Annotated in this window: 19 protein-coding genes; 11 read left to right on the forward strand and 8 right to left on the reverse strand. The window is 38.0% G+C overall.

Going from position 1 to position 18,518, the window contains the following annotated elements:
- Positions 1–432: hypothetical protein (locus tag ACQR30_RS03705; protein ID WP_429731429.1), on the forward strand; the 432-nt coding region annotated here is incomplete at its 5' end.
- Positions 433–550: 118 nt separating this feature from the next.
- Here ACQR30_RS03705 and mgtE read toward each other — a convergent pair.
- The 3 genes from mgtE to ACQR30_RS03720 form a co-directional block, all read right to left on the reverse strand.
- Entirely contained in the window at positions 551–1,975 is a 1,425-nt protein-coding gene (mgtE, locus tag ACQR30_RS03710) for a magnesium transporter (protein ID WP_429731433.1), read from the reverse strand.
- A 207-nt stretch (positions 1,976–2,182) separates the two neighbouring features.
- Positions 2,183–2,596: an EamA family transporter gene (locus ACQR30_RS03715; RefSeq protein WP_429731436.1), complete on the reverse strand. Its 414-nt coding sequence runs from the start codon at positions 2,594–2,596 to the stop codon at positions 2,183–2,185.
- 9 nt (positions 2,597–2,605) lie between these two features.
- A complete protein-coding gene (locus ACQR30_RS03720) occupies positions 2,606–3,925 on the reverse strand; it encodes an aspartate kinase (protein WP_429731439.1) in 1,320 nt (439 codons plus the stop codon).
- Between the two features lie 317 nt (positions 3,926–4,242).
- Between ACQR30_RS03720 and ACQR30_RS03725 the strand changes: the two genes are divergently transcribed.
- The 9 genes from ACQR30_RS03725 (at position 4,243) to smpB (ending at position 12,214) form a co-directional block, all read left to right on the forward strand.
- On the forward strand, positions 4,243–4,563 hold the full coding sequence (locus ACQR30_RS03725; protein WP_429731442.1) for an ArsR/SmtB family transcription factor: 321 nt from the start codon (positions 4,243–4,245) through the stop codon (positions 4,561–4,563).
- Positions 4,560–5,060, forward strand: coding sequence for an SRPBCC family protein (locus tag ACQR30_RS03730; RefSeq protein ID WP_429731444.1), 501 nt, complete (start codon positions 4,560–4,562; stop codon positions 5,058–5,060). Before ACQR30_RS03725 ends, ACQR30_RS03730 begins: the two co-directional genes overlap by 4 nt.
- 277 nt (positions 5,061–5,337) lie before the next feature.
- Positions 5,338–6,849 (forward strand): S10 family peptidase, encoded by a 1,512-nt coding sequence (locus ACQR30_RS03735; protein WP_429731446.1) that lies wholly within the window; start codon positions 5,338–5,340, stop codon positions 6,847–6,849.
- Between the two features lie 126 nt (positions 6,850–6,975).
- Positions 6,976–7,713: a DNA repair protein RecO gene (recO, locus tag ACQR30_RS03740; RefSeq protein WP_429731449.1), complete on the forward strand. Its 738-nt coding sequence runs from the start codon at positions 6,976–6,978 to the stop codon at positions 7,711–7,713.
- A 55-nt stretch (positions 7,714–7,768) separates the two neighbouring features.
- A complete protein-coding gene (locus tag ACQR30_RS03745) occupies positions 7,769–8,698 on the forward strand; it encodes a DUF3078 domain-containing protein (RefSeq protein WP_429731452.1) in 930 nt (309 codons plus the stop codon).
- A 109-nt stretch (positions 8,699–8,807) separates the two neighbouring features.
- Positions 8,808–9,866 carry a bifunctional diaminohydroxyphosphoribosylaminopyrimidine deaminase/5-amino-6-(5-phosphoribosylamino)uracil reductase RibD gene (gene ribD / locus ACQR30_RS03750; protein WP_429731456.1) on the forward strand — a complete coding sequence of 353 codons (1,059 nt, stop codon included), beginning with the start codon at positions 8,808–8,810 and terminating at the stop codon, positions 9,864–9,866.
- 9 nt (positions 9,867–9,875) lie between these two features.
- Positions 9,876–10,484, forward strand: a complete 609-nt coding sequence (locus ACQR30_RS03755) for an IMPACT family protein (RefSeq protein ID WP_429731459.1) — start codon at positions 9,876–9,878, stop codon at positions 10,482–10,484.
- A 288-nt stretch (positions 10,485–10,772) separates the two neighbouring features.
- Positions 10,773–11,693, forward strand: coding sequence for an acetyl-CoA carboxylase, carboxyltransferase subunit beta (gene accD, locus ACQR30_RS03760; protein WP_429731462.1), 921 nt, complete (start codon positions 10,773–10,775; stop codon positions 11,691–11,693).
- A gap of 83 nt (positions 11,694–11,776) precedes the next feature.
- A complete protein-coding gene (gene smpB / locus ACQR30_RS03765) occupies positions 11,777–12,214 on the forward strand; it encodes an SsrA-binding protein SmpB (protein WP_429731465.1) in 438 nt (145 codons plus the stop codon).
- A gap of 10 nt (positions 12,215–12,224) precedes the next feature.
- Here the strand turns inward: smpB and ACQR30_RS03770 are convergent, their stop codons facing one another.
- The gene (locus ACQR30_RS03770; protein ID WP_429731468.1) at positions 12,225–14,666 is read right to left on the reverse strand and encodes a BamA/TamA family outer membrane protein; all 2,442 of its coding nucleotides are present in this window, start codon (positions 14,664–14,666) and stop codon (positions 12,225–12,227) included.
- Between the two features lie 5 nt (positions 14,667–14,671).
- Between ACQR30_RS03770 and ACQR30_RS03775 the strand changes: the two genes are divergently transcribed.
- Complete coding sequence (locus tag ACQR30_RS03775) at positions 14,672–15,397, forward strand: TrmH family RNA methyltransferase (protein ID WP_429731471.1); 726 nt, start codon at positions 14,672–14,674, stop codon at positions 15,395–15,397.
- A 4-nt stretch (positions 15,398–15,401) separates the two neighbouring features.
- On the opposite strand, the gene ACQR30_RS03780 is transcribed toward ACQR30_RS03775, so the two are convergent.
- The 4 genes from ACQR30_RS03780 to ACQR30_RS03795 form a co-directional block, all read right to left on the reverse strand.
- Positions 15,402–16,460, reverse strand: coding sequence for a phosphotransferase enzyme family protein (locus tag ACQR30_RS03780; RefSeq protein ID WP_429731474.1), 1,059 nt, complete (start codon positions 16,458–16,460; stop codon positions 15,402–15,404).
- 242 nt (positions 16,461–16,702) lie between these two features.
- Entirely contained in the window at positions 16,703–17,086 is a 384-nt protein-coding gene (locus tag ACQR30_RS03785) for a hypothetical protein (RefSeq protein ID WP_429731477.1), read from the reverse strand.
- A gap of 63 nt (positions 17,087–17,149) precedes the next feature.
- Positions 17,150–17,884 carry a hypothetical protein gene (locus tag ACQR30_RS03790; RefSeq protein WP_429731480.1) on the reverse strand — a complete coding sequence of 245 codons (735 nt, stop codon included), beginning with the start codon at positions 17,882–17,884 and terminating at the stop codon, positions 17,150–17,152.
- Between the two features lie 51 nt (positions 17,885–17,935).
- On the reverse strand, positions 17,936–18,484 hold the full coding sequence (locus tag ACQR30_RS03795; RefSeq protein ID WP_429731482.1) for an RNA polymerase sigma factor: 549 nt from the start codon (positions 18,482–18,484) through the stop codon (positions 17,936–17,938).
- Positions 18,485–18,518: the final 34 nt, after the last annotated feature.

Here is an 18,518-nt window from a genome sequence, read left to right on the forward strand (position 1 = left end):
CTTGATATGTATGGTTGGCAAACTTTGAAACCAATATTTGAAAAAATTAGAAATAGGGATATTGCGGAAGGTCAAATGGGAGCTAATGCACCGCTTATAGTGAACAAATGGTTCCCGGCCGGGCATTTACTGTTTTACCTGGCCATGCCATTGCAAATGCGTGTTATCGGTGTTGGAAAATTAGACGATTTACATAAATTCGTTTGGCTAAATAAGGAAATGGGCTTTGTTGCAAAAGGCGGGGATGCTTATTTTATAAGTCCTTCCAATTATTACTGTAATCCAATGGATGTCTACAAAAACGACTTTGCCCAAATAACTCTCGCAAATAAAATCCCACAATATCGGGGCGGCAAACTCGCCCGCTACTGGTATATTTACCATCTAAAAAACGCCACAAGGGATTTAGCTACCCATTTAGATAACATGTGATATTTATTGGGTAAGAAGAAATGATTATTGATGGTAAATTCGAAGATACAAGTCGTGAATTTGGAATTAGCAGCAACAGCGATACACATCATCGTTACTTTATGAAAGGACAGGCATATCAAACATTTAAAACACCACTCTGTATTAAATTCCCCATCAGTACATAAGCTGTTCCAAAATATATAATAATACCGGTCACATCCACTAGCGTCGCCACAAACGGCGCAGATGACGCGGCCGGATCCGCACCTACCCTTTTTAAAATGATCGGCAGCATAGAGCCCGCCAAAGATCCCCACAATATAATGCCTACTAACGCACAGCCAATAGTAGTACCAATCAACATCCAGTGTGGGCCATAGCTAAAGTTCATAATTCCGATCTGATGAAAAAACTCCCAAAGGGAAACACGAAAAAAACCAATAATGCCTAAGATTAAACCCAACACCAAGCCGCTCAAGATTTCCCTGCGCATAATACGCCACCAATCTTTTATGGTCACCTCTCCCACCGCCATGGCTTGAATAATCAGGGTAGAGGCTTGAGAACCACTGTTTCCACCACTTGACATCACCAATGGAATAAAAAGAGTGAGAACAGCCGCTTTTTGAATTTCGTCGGCAAAATGAGTCATGGCAGAAGTCGTAAGCATTTCACTTAGAAATAATATGATCAACCAAGGTGCCCGTTTTCGGATTAATTTAAAAAAGGAAGTATCTAAATAGGGTTCATCCAATGCTTCAGTACCGCCTATTTTCTGGATATCCTCGCTATACTCTTCATTGGCCACCCAAAGCATATCATCCACCGTAACAATACCTAAAAGGATATCATTATCATCCACCACGGGCAATGCCACGCGGTTATTCATTCGAAATATTTTTGAAGCTGCTTCCTGGTCGTCTTTTACATTTAATGAGATGACGCGACCATCCATCAAATCACTAATCTTCATTTCTGGTAAAGCCAATATCAAATCGCGAATCCTAAAGTCATCAACCAACTCTCCTTTTTTATTGATAACATAGATAACGTCAATCGTTTCGGAGTTCTTCCCGTTTTTTCTAATGATGCGAAACGCCTCCGCAACTGTATCCGTTTCGTACACATATATATAATCGGGCGTCATCAAACGCCCCACACTATCTTCGGGGTATCCCAACATTCGAAGCGTAATTTTCACCTCTTCGGGATGTAATAATTTTATCAGATCACGCAAAGCTTTCTTGGGGACCTCCTCCAAAAAGTCTGTACGGTCATCGGGCGAGAGCTCATTGAGCAAAGCTGCCGTTTTATGGGAAGGGAGTTCCTTGATGACTGATTTTTGCGCAGAAATATCCAACAATTTAAAAACGCTGGAAGCCCGGTGAATAGCCATATGCCCAATAATTTCGGCCTCACTGTCAGGATATCTGTAAACCAATTCCACAACATCACTAATATTCTGGTCGTTGAGAAAATTTCCCAATTCCTCACCTTTGCGCTCATGGAGGAGTAATTCAAATCGCGCATCCATCAGGTTTTGTTCTAATTCTTCAGTCATTAGCCAAAATTTGTACAAAACTACAATTTACATCTAAGTAGCTTCTGTTTTATCCAACATTAAATTAAAATATTTCTTGAGACAGCTTCTTTCATTGTATTATCGCCCAAAAAGGAAATAAAAAAGAATGGTCAGCAATATTAATACAAAGAGAGCATCTTTCCTCTTAATCAATGATGGTATCAAAAATAGCAAAGTAAGTATGCCTCAAAGTATCAGCACCAAAGTTCCTATTATTATCAAAGTAGCACCTATAGCCGTTTTCAGGGTAAGTACTTCATGAAGTATTACCACAGATAAAACAATCGTTAAGGCAACACTTAGCTTGTCTACCGGGGCTACTTGCGATACCTTTCCTAACTGCAAAGCCCGGAAATAAAACAGCCAGGAAAGTCCTGTAGCAATACCAGAGAGCACAAGAAACCACCAGTTTTGCTTGCTTAAAGTGGCAACGCCTGAAAACCCCGTTTTAAAAAAAACGATTGTCCAGGCCATTACCAAGACGACTGCGGTGCGGATAGCAGTTGCTAGATCTGAGTCGATGCCAGAAACGCCTTTCTTTGCCAGAATCGCTGTAAGCGAAGCAAAGAGCGCGGCCAACAATGCATATATCCACCACATATTTTTGTTTTACATCCCAAATACGCCTTCATTGATGATTTGCAACATTTCATTTTTATTTTTTCCGGGAATTAGAAACGAAATATTGTGCAGGCTTCCGCCGTAGCTAATCATTCGAATAGGTATATGATGGATGGTTTGGAAAATTTTCAATAAAACGTCTTTCTGTTCTACCACACAATTGCCAACGATAGAAACGATAGATTGATTTTTATCTATCTCCACGGTACCGAAAGGCTCCAGCTCTTTAATTATTTGTTTCAGATGATCAGTGGAATCAATGGTTAAAGAAATAGCCACCTCAGAAGTCGTAATCATATCAATGGGTGTGCGGTATTTTTCAAAGACTTCAAATACTTTTCGAAGAAAACCATAAGCCAGCAACATTCTGCTGCTTTTTATTTTAATGGCAATAATGCCATCTTTAGCTGCTACCGCTTTGGCGCCCTTCGCTTCCACCGAATCCTGAATGGTGGTACCTTTTGCATCGGGCTCCATGGTGTTAAGCAGTTTTACAGGCACGTGTGATTTTTGCGCAGGCCAAATACAAGTAGGATGCAGAATTTTGGCACCAAAATAGGCCAACTCCGCCGCTTCTTCAAAACTCAAGGTTTGGATCGGTTCTGTATGGCTTACGATACGCGGGTCATTGTTGTGCATGCCATCAATATCGGTCCATATCTCGCAAACGCTCGCTTCGATTGCGGCAGCAATTAAAGAAGCCGTATAGTCACTGCCTCCACGTTTTAGATTATCCACTTCGCCACGGACATTCTTACAAATGTAGCCTTGGGTGACAAATATTTTCTTATCCGAATATCTTTTTAATAAGGCTGAAAGGCTCGTTTTTATGGACTTTAAGTCAGGTTCGTCGTTCGCATCGATACGCATAAATTCCAAAGCAGGCAGCAACAAATGATCCACTTTAATTTCCTCCAGATACAGAGAAAAAAGTTTGGTGCTCATCAATTCTCCTTGTGCCAAAATATCTTTATTTAATGCATCGCTAAAAGATATCCTGAGAATAATGTTCAGAAATTCAAAATGCTCTTTAATAATATTTTCCGCTTTTTGCTGAACGACCTTGCCCTTCAGTAGATTTTGGATAAACGCATGATAATGTTTTTCCAGATCATCAATATACTGTTTGGCTTTATCTTTATTGCCATTTGCCAGCTCCTCACTTATCATGACCAAGGTATTGGTGGTGCCGCTCAGCGCGCTCAAAACCACAATTTTTGGTTCTTTGGTTTTCGTCACCAACTCCGCAACCTGGTGCATTCTTTCCGGCTTACCCACACTGGTGCCGCCAAATTTCATCACTTTCATTCGAATATTTTTTCTGTCAAATGGAACCCTTTCATTTAATACTCATTTATACAACATTAGAACGTCCGGTTTCATTTCTACAAATTATTAATTTTTAACGGGCGTAAAGATAGTTCTCAAAAGATAGAATTTAAAAGATAGAAAGACTTTTTTTGCCATCTTCTCAACTTAATATCCCTACACACCGTCCTTTCTTCAGAAAACAACGCTCCAGCAACAACTCACTAAAAATTCCAACCCATTAAAAAAAAATTTGCGAAACCGGAAAGTTGCACATATATTTGCAACCAATTAGTTTCACATAAAAGCGTATAACAATGAGAAGGGATATTTTTCAAGCCATTGCAGACCCAACGAGACGGGCCATTATAGCGTTAATTGCGTTACAAGCAATGACGCCAAATGCGATTGCCGAAAATTTCCATACCACCAGACAAGCCGTTTCAAAACACCTGCGCATTCTAACGGAATGTGCATTAGTGAAGCAAGAACAACAAGGCAGAGAAATTTATTATACACTTGAAATCGAAAAAATGAAAGAGATTGATAGATGGCTTAACCAATATAGAGAAATTTGGGAGACCCGTTTTAACCAACTTGACAATGTATTATCCACAATTAAAAAACAAAAAAAATGAACAACAATTTGCTATTTGATTTTATCGTTGACAAACCATCAAAAACGGTATTTGTAAACAGGGAATTTGCTGCCGAACTTTCTTTAGTTTGGGATGCATTTACTAAGCAAGAAATACTTGACCAATGGTGGGCGCCTAAGCCTTGGGCTTCTAAAACAAAGTTTATGAATTTTGAAGTGGGTGGGCGGAGATTTTACGCAATGGTAAGCCCGGAAGGCGAACAGCATTGGTCTTGCCAAAGATTTACCTCCATCACGCCGAAAACCAATTTCAAATACCTGAATGCCTTTTCTGATAAAGATGAAAACCTCAGTTTGCCCGGTTCTGAATGGGATCTGAATTTCAGTGAACAAAATGGAATTACAAAAGTTAGTATCACCATTTATAATGAATCACTTGAACGTATGGAGCAGCAGATCGAAATGGGCTTCCAGGGCGGATTTACTATGACTCTGGACTTCCTGGAAAGTCTTTTGCCAACTTTATCAAAAAAATAATTTTCGTTTTAAAGCATCTGCCAATTCTACAATAGAGATGAAAACGGAAGTGAATTACCTTACAGCCCCTATCTTATACGGACAGGGGCTGTAAGCTCGCTTAGCAATTCTTATGAATGAAAAAATGCGGCATAAAAGAAGGGGAGTAACATATCTAATAGGGAGCATATAAATGCTTCCTTTTTTTTACCGCTCATGTATTTTTCAATAGCAATTCGTCCATAGAAACAAAAGTTTATTAACTTTCCCGTCATTATCAATTAATAACACCATAACTATGAAACGAGTTTATATACTTTTTTTATTATTGGCGGCTCTCACTTTTAATGCACAAGCACAAACTAACATACCCAAAGACACGGTGGTGACGACACGACACGAGGCTACTATTAATGGCCAACACTTCACCTATTTAGTACATAAGGGCATGCAACCGGTTTGGGACAAAGATGGAAAGATAGTGGCCACGCTTAGTTATACTTATTACGAGCGTGACGGCATTAGCGACAAAACGGCAAGACCACTTACTATTTCTTTCAATGGTGGCCCCGGTTCTGCCTCTCTTTGGATGGAACTTGGCTATACCGGTCCTATGCGCGTAAACTTGGATGATGAAGGACATGCCTTGCAACCTTATGGCGTGAAAGAAAACCCTTACAGCATTTTAGACGAGACCGATATTGTGTATATTGATCCGGTAAATACTGGTTATTCTAGAATTGTCGATAAAGATGCCAAGGGGTCCGACTTTTTTGGTGTAAACGAAGACATAAGCTATCTATCCAAATGGATCCAAACTTTTGTTACCCGCAACAATCGCTGGCTTTCTCCAAAATTTTTGATTGGCGAGAGTTATGGCACAACGCGCGTCTCAGGGCTTGCTAATGCGTTACAGGATCCTTCCATAGGTATGTTTGTCAATGGTGTTATTTTACTTTCGCCCACCGGCTTGGGCATTGAAAGGGACGGCCCTGTAGAGGAAGCGCTTAACATTCCTTACTACGCTGCTACCGCCTGGTATTACAAGAAACTCCCGGCCGATTTACAAAATAAAAAATTGGAAGAAATTTTGCCACAAATAGAAGACTTTACGCTGAATGAATTGTTGCCCGCACTGGCAAAAGGCGGCTCTATCTCAGATAACGACAAAAAGAATATTGAACAGAAACTGGAAAACTATACTGGTATTAAACAAAGCGTCTGGGACAAAAACAATCTGAATGTTTCTACCAACTTATTCTGGAAAGAATTGTTGCGCGATAAAGGCTATACCATTGGTCGGCTCGATTCTCGTTATTTAGGTATTGACGAAAAAGAGGCCGGTACACATCCCGACTTTAATGCTGAAATTCCAGCCTGGACCCGATCTTTCGCGCCAGCTGCAAACGATTATTATAAGAACGATTTGAACTTTAAAACAAATGTCCCTTTCTGGGTATTGACAGGAAATGTGTTTCCATGGAATTCCGACAATAACCACACCGGTAATGACCTGCGTGAAGCTATGCAGGAAAACCCATCACTGCATTTGTTTGTACAATCGGGTTATTACGACGGTTCAAGTTGTAGTTTCTTTAATGCGGAATATAGTATGTGGCAGATCGCCACGTCGAAAAACCTAAGAGATCGCATGACCTGGAAAGGCTATGCTTGCGGACACATGATTTATATGGATAAGCAATCAATGATTGAAGGCAACAATGATATTCGTAATTTCATAAAAAACGCTATTCCGGCAAAAGGTCAATCATCCGATTATACGATATTGCCCGCAAGACCTGCGAAATAAAGTGTTTGAGCGGAAAGTTGACGATTCGTTCATTTTTATGAACTTTCTTTGTTTCAGCTGAATCCCTGTTTTCAACAACGGTCACGTAAATACTTTACCTTAACTTCGTGCTTTCGATTACAGCGAATGACACACAAAGTTAAAGGCATTGTATTGCGTACGATCAAATATGGCGAAACCAGCGTTATAGCTAAGGTGTATACCGATTTATTTGGCATGCAGAGTTATTTGATTAAAGGTTTACGTAAGGCAACAAAATCTTCCACAAGTAAAATTAATTATTTCCTGCCGGGAAGTATTTTGGATATGGAGGTGTATCACAATCCTTTAAAATCTTTACAGTTTTTAAAAGAATTTCAATGGGCTTACTTATATAAAAACTTATTCTTCGATATTGTAAGAAATGCCATCGCGATGTATATGATTGAGATGATAACGCAAGCCATCCACGAAGAAGAAAATAATTTGGAATTATTCGATTTTTTTGAGCAGGCATTTAAACAAACGGATACAGAAAATATCAGCCAAGTGGCTAATTATCCGCTGACTTTCACACTGCAGCTTGCCAAATATTTGGGCTTTCAGATTCACGGAAATTATAATGAACAAAATCCTTTTTTAGATTTACAGGAAGGAATGTTCAGCGCGCAAAAACCGTCCCATGCATATTTTATGGAAGGCGCTTTGGCTAAAACAACTTCTATACTAAAAGATCTACAAAATATTGCGGTCCCGGAATATTTACAACTCAACCGGACTATTCGGCGTGACCTTTTGAAATATTACCAACAGTTCCTTTCTTTGCACTTGGAGAATATAAGCGAAATGAAAAGTTATCATATACTTCAAACGATCTTAGAATAAACACATAACTATACCCATTGTTGTGCGTTTATTTTTTTTAAACAAAAATCACTCTATGAAAAGAATCTTTTTAAGCCTGGCAATATTTGCAAGCATTACTGCGATGGCGCAAGACAACAGCCGTACTGATATTAAATCAGAGATGGCCACCAATGTCCCCAGCAAAAAACATGACTCCACAAAGGTCTGGGACAAGGGCGGCTCACTTTCTTTAAATGTCGCACAGACTTCCTTAAGCAATTGGTCCGGCGGTGGTACAGATGCTTTTTCTGTAAACGCATTTATAAATCTTTACGCGAATTACTTAAAAAATAAAAATAGTTGGAACAACAATTTAAATGTGCAATACGGCTATTTAAAAACTTCCGGATTAAGTGGACGGAAAAGTGCAGATTTAATTGATTTCGTTTCTTTATACGGTCATTCTATCAGTAAAAAACTAGACGCCTCTGCCCTATTTCGCATACGCACCCAAGGTTTCAAGGGTTATACGTATGGTACTGACAATGCAGGCAATGAAACTAAAACGCTCAATTCCACATTTTTCGCCCCGGCCTACATCACTTTAGCACCTGGTCTTACTTATAAGCCTTTTAAAAACTTTAATTTATTTGTATCTCCTATTGCTGCTCGCGCTTTAGTGGTCGCGAACAAACAATTATCAAATCAGGGAGCCTACGGAATAGATAGCGGAAAAACGATAAAATTTGAATTTGGATTTTTACTCAATGCAGGCTATACAGCTAACATTACAAAAACCATCACTTATTCCGGAAATTTAGAGCTCTACAGCGATTATTTAGACAATCCACAGAACATTTATATGTTTATGACAAATACTTTTGCAGCTAAATTAACTAAAGCCATCGCAGTAACCTGGAACTTCAATCTTGCCTATGACGACCATTACAGACCGGTTATCGGTAAAGGACCTAAAATTCAAACGCAATCTATTTTGGGCGTAGGACTGTTGTATAATCTTTAGTTATTCAGGAAATACTTTCCAAAACCGGGCAACAATCAGATTGTCCGGTTTTTCATTATAGGATATAAGAAGTTCAGAGCTGTTCAAAATAATTTACATTTGCCACCGGATGAATGAACATTATTTATACATAGCGCGTTGTTTGCAATTGGCAGCACTAGGCGCCGGGAATGTTGCACCCAATCCAATGGTTGGTGCTGTTCTGGTCTATGGGCATACCGTTATTGGCGAGGGCTGGCATCAAAAATATGGCCAGGCACATGCCGAAGTCAACTGCCTCAATAGCGTAAAGGCAGAAAATAAACATTTAATCGCTCAAGCCACTCTTTATGTTTCATTGGAACCTTGCTCACATTATGGAAAGACTCCCCCTTGCAGCGATCTAATTATTCAACAGAAAATAAAAAAAGTGGTCGTTGGTTGCATCGACGCATTTGCTAAGGTAAATGGAAGCGGGATTGAAAAACTCAGAAACGCTGGTGTAGAAGTCATTTTGGGTGATTGGCAGGAAGAATGTAAAAAATTCAATAAAAGATTCTTTACGTTTCATCAGCAACAAAGACCTTATATCATTTTAAAATGGGCACAAACAGCCAATAAAAAAATCGCTTACGAAAACCAACTAAATACGAAAGAACGCTTATTTATAAGCAATGATGTCACCAACCGGTTAGTCCATAAATGGCGCAGCGAAGAATCCGCTATAATGATTGGAAAAAACACAGCATTATTAGACAACCCTTCTTTGAGCTGCAGAAATTGGACGGGCAATAACCCGATCAGAATAGTGGTAGATAGAAGTCTGGAGATACCGCAGCATTACAAAGTTTACAACAAGGAAGCCACAACTATTATTTTGAATCAAAATAAAAATGAATTGCGTGACAACATACAATTCTGCAAAGTCCCTTTTGGGAAAAACGCGCTAAAAGAATTGCTTACCCTTTGTTATAACTTAAACATACAAAGTGTCCTGATAGAAGGGGGTGCAAAATTGCTGCAGTCCTTTATTCGCGAAAATATTTGGGATGAATGTCGCATTATCACCCACCAAGATTTATGGATTGAAAACGGCTTAGCTGCACCCACAATCGAAAATGCATTTATAAAAGAAAGCTTTAATTTGTCCAATAATCGCATTGAAATGCTACAACCAACAATTTCTTAAACACCCTTAATGGTATCACAAAAAGATTTTTTTCAAACAATACAACAAGAAACAGTCGCCGAATATAAGGATCGAGGTAGCAGATTTTTGGCCTGCGCATTTCCCCTTAGCAATAAATTGGCATTCAAACACAAATTAGATCTGCTAAAAAAGGAGCACCCCAAGGCCAATCATTTTTGTTTTGCCTATCGAATAGGTATCGACGGTAATAATTTTCGCAGCAGTGATGACGGAGAACCTTCAGGGAGCGCCGGAAAACCAATTTTAGGACAGATTGATAGCAAAGAGTTAACCAATATTGCCATTGTGGTTGTTCGCTATTTCGGCGGCACCTTATTGGGAGTTCCTGGTTTAATAAATGCATACAAAACTTCTGCAGCATTGGCATTACAGCTTTCGCCGATCATTAAAAAACCTATTGTGTTTAGATGTACTATCGACTTTGACTATACACAAATGAATGAGGTTCAACGCTGGCTAAAGAATTTTAATGCTCAGATTATTGCACAAGAATTGCAGTTATTTTGCAAAATAACTGCGGATATCCCGAAGACAAATATGGAAGAAGCAAGAAATATTTTCTCGCAGTTTCAAAATATTACTTTCTCGATATCGTAGATGGTTGATAAGTTATTAGAAAAGAGTCGTATACTGCGCTGAAAAAAATGTGCCGGGTGTCAAAGATGCGCACCTGTAACAGCAAAGGCAGGTGTCCGGGCTATTATTAATTTTGTTTGAATGAATAATTTTGGACAAATTCAATTTAGGTGATTTGATAGAATTGAAATAAAGAAATATGAACAATTGTTAGCATCGATAGAACTAAAACTAATGAGTCTAAAATGATGGACTAAGGGCGAAAGTTCTTATTTTTGTCATCCTGTAATTTTTATATGAATTGAAAATATGAGTGAAGAAGAACAGTTAAAAGAAAATTCAGCCTCACAAGAAATTGACAAAAAAGCTGAAGGAGACAATAAACAACGATGGTTTCTACGTCTGCGTAAGGGGATTCAGACATCTACTTCGGAGAAAAAAGAAGTACCTGAAGGCTTATGGAATAAATGTCCTGAATGTAATTATATTTGTACATCAAGCGAACTGGAAGAGAATTTGTATGTATGTCCTAAGTGCAGTTATCATCATCGTATCAATAGCCAAGACTATTTTAAGATCTTATTCGACAATCAAGATTTTACCGAGCACTTTGTAGAAATACGCAGCACTGATTATCTGGAATTTACCGACTTAAAATCTTATGGCAAACGTCTGGAAGAAATACATTCCAAAACAGATTTAAAAGACAGTATCAGTGTGGCATCCGGTAAGGTGAACGGCCAGAATTTAGTAATAGCCTGCATGGACTTTGCCTTTATTGGCGGATCCTTGGGAAGCGTAATGGGTGAAAAGTTTAGCCGGGCAGTCGATTATGCCATCAAGCATAAAATGCCTTATCTGGTTATCAGTAAAAGCGGGGGAGCCCGCATGATGGAAAGTGCTTTTAGTCTGATGCAAATGGCTAAAACAAGTGCCAAACTTACACAGTTGAGCGACGCAAAACTACCCTATATCTCCTTAATGACGGATCCCACATTTGGCGGTGTTTCAGCAAGTTTTGCCATGCTGGGGGATTTAAATATAGCGGAACCGGCGGCGCTTATCGGATTTGCAGGTCCTAGAATCATCAAAGAAACCATGCGTAAAGAATTACCCAAAGGATTTCAACGCAGCGAGTTTTTACTAGATCATGGTTTTTTGGATTTTATCATTGACAGAAGATGCCTAAAAGAAAAATTGGCAACCGTATTACTTTTATTCAAATCTTAAAGGAATATTTTTACTCCTATATAAAATTCAAAAGCAGAAATTGAGACCTATTTTTGCTTTTGAATTTTTACTTTATACAACTCATGGCATCATTAAACAATAGACAAGCCTATTTTCATTACAATATAGAAGATAAATATATTGCTGGCATTGTATTGCTTGGAACCGAAGTAAAATCTATACGGGCGGGCAAAGTAAGTTTCAACGACAGCTTCTGTTTATTTGATAATGATGAGCTTTGGCTGCGTGGACTATATATCGGAGAATATAATTTGGGAACGGTAAACAACCATATTCCTGTCCATGACAGAAAACTACTAATAACTAAACGAGAGATAAAACGTTTGAAAGCGGCTATTAAAGAAAAGGGCCTCACCCTCGTTCCACTCAAAGTCTTTATGAATGAAAAAAACTTGGTAAAAGTAGAAATAGGACTAGCCAAAGGAAAGAAGGTTCACGATAAACGTGAAACACTCAAAAAACGTGATACTGAAAAAGAAATAAAAAGATTCTTAAAATAACCGGGAGCCATTAGAAAGGCAATCCGATACCTAACTGGAAAGCATAATTATTTCTGTAAAGTTGTTTACCCGTAATAGGGTTTGGCGGTATTACATCGGCAAACTCTTCATTACGCCAAGTAAAGTTTTTGATGCTCATCCAACCACCATTTTCGAGTCTGGCAGGATCTTTCAATTTCACGCCAAAATCTATACGAAGCACCACGTAACTAAAATCCATACGGACACCGGTTCCCAGTGCAATAGCGACGTCTTTGCCTAAACGATTGATATTAAATTCTGCATTGGGCAAATCGGGATCTTTTTTAATATTCCAAACATTTCCTATGTCGGTAAATAATGCACCATTGACTTTCACACTTCCCAAAGCAAAAATAGGGTAACGATATTCTAAATTTAACTCTAATTGCATATCACCGTACCTATCTCTGAAAGAACTGGAAGTATCGCTTTGCAGGTTAGAACCCAGACCCAATTGCCGCAAATTCCATGCGCGCATACTATTAGGGCCACCGGCTATAAACTGTTTGAAAAACGGTAGTGTCAATCCAAATTTTCCGGTACTCCCATAATTAACTCCAGCACCGGCAAACGCCCTCATAGCAAATTGGGTCTTCCTAAAATCATAGTGCTTGATATACTCCCCCTCAAACCTAACATAATTGTATATTTTATCGTGCAAAGGTTTAATGAGCCCTACTATTGCACCCGACTCTTCAAAAGCGAAGCGTAGATAATTACTACCCGGTATATGACTATTGGGAAAAGTTACATTATAATTTAATTGCTGGCTAATAACTTTCCCAGTATTAAAGGCCTTAGTTAAATAAGGATTATATTTCATAGCCGTATCTAGCAAGCGCAACGTATCTAGGGAATAAAGTTCAAAGTTAACCGGTCTAAATTGCCAGTTAGCATTGCCTTTTTTCCACTCGTACCCCCAGTTAGCAACGTAAGACCGTAAACGAAAATAATCCTTTCTATCCGTGTAGCTTCCATTTACAGTCAACACCGTACTTACCGCATCCAATTTTCTACCACGTATTTTAAAAAATGGCGTAATGAATCTAGGGAAGGAATAGGAATGTGAGCCTGCTATTTGCAAGGTTTGTAACAAATTATTGGATAAACCTGTATTTGCAATATTCAACTCTACACCAGTACGTAGATTGGTAATTGATTGTATAGCTCTTCGCCATACATTTCTATTTCTGTAGGTAAGATTTACCGCTAAGCCAAACATATTGGAAGAAGAGATAAAGTCCCCTGTGTTCCAACTACCCTCCAAATCGGTTGTAATATTCTGTTTAATCGCAGGTATCATAAAAATATTCGTGTTCAGGCTATCTCCTTGAATGCGGTTAATGTAATCGACCTGTTGCCAGGAGCCTATCGCATTCAGATTATTAATAGTTTTAAAGAAACTGCTATCTTGGTACAAATCGCCATGGCGAAAGTATAGATGTTCCAGCATTGGCCGAGGGACGAATTTTCGCTCACGGCTGTAAATAGAAACATACCTGTTGCGCAACGGAAAAGTATCCGTAAATTGATTTAGGTGCAATAAAGTAGAGTCGGGAATTTCATTTAGACGTGTCTCGGGAAAGAAATTCACCTTTCCTATTTTATATTGTACAAAGTCTTCTTTTGAGGAATTGACGAGCAGCGTGTCAGTAGGCTCCCGTTGTTTTATAATAATCACAGCACTAGGATTCTCTTTTCGGCGGGCAGCTGTCTGTGCCATTTTAAGTGCTTGTTCAAAAGGGTCTAATGTAAGTTTCAGCAATGCGGCATCTGTTGTATCTACCTCGGCAATCAAATTATTTCTGGTTAATTTATAATAGCCTATATTCCGATAAGAAACTACCAGCCTGTCCAACTCATTGGCAACCGCTTCCTTAGTGAAACGCGTTTTGTGTTGTATTATATTGGATTTTTTATACCCGGCCATCGCCACTTTTTGCAATGTGGTATCTTTGAAGGCATAGCCCAGCGAGTCGATGACGACTGGTCGGTGCGGATCTACTTGCAAAACTATTGAAACTCTTTTTTGCGTGGGGTTGGTCGTACTGTCTATAGAAATACTATCTGTAAATGACGCCTGATAATAGCCTTCAGAATTAAGATAACTATTCATAAACTTTTCTGATTTCAAAATATTTGTTGAATCAAAAACTGGAGGATGAATAAGCTTTTTAATAATAAAATATTTTTGCACCAATGGCAAGCGCATGCTATCCACCCAATAATTGGCCAGATTGGCTGCTAATAATTTTGCCTCATCTTTAGATAAATTATCCTTTTTTAATTCTATTTTTGAATCGTAAAGGAAAGGTTTCCCGGTTGGCCAATCCTTCACTTTTACAGGAATACATGCCGAAAAGCAACAGCAGGTAACTAAAATAAAAATTATAGCGCGAAATAAAGAATTTGCTTTGCGAGAAATATTCATTATCTATGATAAGTAAAAATGAACTCAAATATATCCAAAGTTTGTACCATAAAAAAACCAGAGATAGAGAAAATGTATTTATTGTAGAAGGACCCAAAATGGTCGATGAGCTATTGAAAAGCAATTTACGTACCATTAAGATATTTGCAACAAGGGGAGAATGGTCAAAGAATCATACTGGGAGCGACTTTCAAGAGATCGAAGATTTTGAATTGAAAAGGATAAGCCATTTTGAAACGCCGAATCAGGTACTGGCCATTGCGAAAAAAAAAATACCTACAAATGACATCATTAATTTTGAAGACCAGGTTTTACTAATGCTCGATGGGCTTCAAGATCCTGGTAATTTAGGCACCATCATTCGTATTGCCGACTGGTTTGGTATCCAAACCATTATTGCTTCAGAAGATACAGCGGATTGCTATAATCCTAAAGTAATACAGGCCTCCATGGGCATTATTTTTATAATTAATATCATGTACATAAATTTAACGCCCTTACTTTCTGAGTGCCCAACAAAGGTATATGGTGCAGTACTCAATGGTGTAAATTTGAAAAAACAGGAACCTATCAAAAACGGGGTAATCATAATAGGCAACGAATCCAAAGGAATACGCGAGCAGGTGCTTCCTTTTATAGAAAAACCCATAACAATTGAACCATTAGGCAAGGCCGAATCTTTAAATGCCGCTGTAGCTGCAGGCATTATCTTATCCCATCTGATTGCTTAAAAATCTAATTATTTAAATAGATCTTTTTATTGCTACTGGATTCAGTATAATCGTTGAGTAAAGAAAGTAAATGGAACTGATTAGCCGCACGATCCTTATTTTGTTCTACGTATTCTATTTGATAATAAATATCGTTATTTAAATAGTCTGTCAAAAAACGAAGCGCCTGCATATACACAACCACTTTACCGGAGAGATCAATATTTTCCAATTCCTCCTGAGTCAAATGAGCGGACATGGCAGTTAAATAACCATCACGTATAGCCTGGTAGAAATCTTTGCGTAAGGTCATATTTTGCAAATCAATTTCCGCCTCAGAAATACTCGGCGTCATGGACCGTACCATATCGCCAATATCAGAAAAGAACAGCCCTGGTTGTGTCGTATCCAAATCTATCGGACAAAAAATTTCATGGGTATCTTCCTTAAATAAGATATTGGCAATCTTACAATCGTGATGTAAGATATGCAGCGGGTATTTAGCGGATGCAGATATTTTTCTGTAAAAATTCACTAAATAGGTATTTTCATAAACTTTCTCTATCAAACTTTTAGCACTATCTATTCTGTCTGCACCGGAAGCACGCAGCGCAGTTTCAAACTGATTAAAACGGAGTGCAAGGTCATGAAAGCCGGGTAAAACCACCGAAATAGCGGATGTTTCCATATCCGACATTTCTGCGGAGAATTTTCCAAAACAATTTGCCACTAGCCAAGCTTCATCGGCACTGGAAGATTTATTGGGGCTATAAGTACTCTTAATAAATTCGAAACATCGCCAAGCCGCATCTCCGTTCCGATAGATCAATTCATCGTCTTGAGTCGTTATTATCCGTGGAAGTTGAAAGCTATTATGTGCTGATAAATGTTTTTGAATTTTCTGATAGTTTTGCTGAATTATAAGTGGTTCAGAAAAAACATTGGTATTTATTTGTTGCAATAAAAAAACATCTCCATTGGGAGCTGTCGTCTTATACGTATGATTTATTAATCCGGTAGAAAGTTTCTTAAGGACAATATCTTGAGCTAAATTGAAAGCTCTTATAACCGCTGTTTCAATCATTTAATAAGTTTAACATCTTCGTTCGTAAATTATTTCACAATCAAGGTAAACCCAACCTTTAAATGTAAAACTCGCTAATTTATATTAAAAAAAAACAGACAAACGATTGTCTGAATTAGCAACTATTTGAGTTACAAACCATAAGAATAAAAAAAACAGCCATACGTAGAAACGAGCGGCTGTTGCTAACCTATGAAAAACACCTAAAAAATGATACAACGGGAACTAATCCCTATTATAAATTATTTTTGTTCTCTTTGCTTTAATTCTCTTCTCAGCATTGCCCGGTAGGCTTTTTCAGCATTAAAAACATCGTTTGCTCGTTCATGTGAGTGGAGTATATCTGCAAAAGAGCCTCTATATTCATCTTTAATTGTTGCCGCTTTTTCCTCAAATTCAGCTTTATTGTGATTACTTTGTTGCCAAGCCGTCCTTATTTGAGCAAAATATTTATGATAAACAGGCCAAAAGGCTTTCGATTCACGTGCATTTAAATGGAGTCGATTGGTAATAAACTCTACCTTTACCTTCTCAACTTTATTATTATGGGTTGAGCCGTTAGTCTGCGCGCAGCAAATATAACAATGAAAAATTAAGATACCTAATGTTGCAATAATTATTTTCATGAGTCACTTTATTTTTATATAATTATTTTCTTATGTTTCGGAATGTAATTTACTTACATTATACTAGAAGTTCGTAGGCGTCTTATCTAAATAATTTTCCAACTCTTCATTCGTCATGGAACTAATTGCTTTTTCCGTATTTTCCGACATATTACCACCTACTACTGTGCTGTCACTTATTGAGTTATCAGTATTAGGCACCGCTAAATAGCTGATAATATCATCTTCACTCAAGTCAGAAAGATTGTCTTGTAAGACTGTATTATTCTGAGAAACAGAGGAGGCATATTGTTTAGCGGAAGGATTTTGTGACCTATCATTCTTATTATTTCTCAAATACAATCCACCGCTCAATACAGCACCTGCAATTACGGCAGCGGCTGCAAAATTCCGCCAAGTCTTCCTATTCACGGTAAGCGGTACCACCTTAATAGTACTCTTTTCAGCAAACTGCTGCTGCGATAATCTGGACGACAGCTGTTCAAAATAATTTTCTGCGATACTATAAACGTTCCTTTTAGAAATTATATTCAGCAAGGGGGCTACTCCCGCCAACTCCTCTTCTATTTCATTTGTCGGCACAACAGTTTTTACTTTTTGTAAGATATTGTCTGCAAATGAATTAAAATAGCCTGCAGGCACAGAATAAGCATTCACATTAGAAAAAGCTACTTCCTGTACTTTCTCTAATATTTGCTGAGGCAATCCGTTAAAATAGCCTTCGGGTACTTTATACAATTCTACATCCTTGTCTATAGTAGATAGAATTGCATCTAAATATTGATTATTGTCTTCCATTTTCTTTATCAACTTATCCTTCGACAATTAGAATGCAGTTTCGTTTAATTTTTAATCGCCATTTTTAATAAATTCTTCAATTTTTTTTGCTGCGTGATGATAACTTGCCTTAAGTGCTCCTTCACTGGTGCCCAAGACTTGGCTCATTTCCTCATAAGGCATTTCATCATAATAACGCAGATTAAACACTAATCGCTGTTTTTCAGGTAATTGCTGAATTGCCAATTGCAATCTCCATTCCAGCTTTTTGGCGTCAAATCCTTCATCAGCTTTAATTTTGTTAGACAGGCCACTTTCTATTTCATCAAGACTTATTGACCCCTTCCTTTTCTTTTGATCTAAAAAAGTAAGGCATTCGTTCGTGGCAATCTTATACAACCAGGTATATAATTGACTGTCCTCACGAAAATTGGTCAGTGCTTTCCACACTTTTATGAATACATTTTGTAATACATCGTTAGCATCGTCATGATCTATAACCATGCGACGTACATGCCAATATATTTTTTCTTGGTATTTTTTTACAATATCAGTAAAAGCCTTCTCTTTGGTTGCATCTTGTTTAAAAAGTTGCAATAATTCTGCATCTTCTAACTGCATACAGATGTTTTATTTTTAAAATAATTATGCATAA

This window comes from Arachidicoccus sp., assembly GCF_050436765.1.
GTDB lineage: Bacteria > Bacteroidota > Bacteroidia > Chitinophagales > Chitinophagaceae > Arachidicoccus.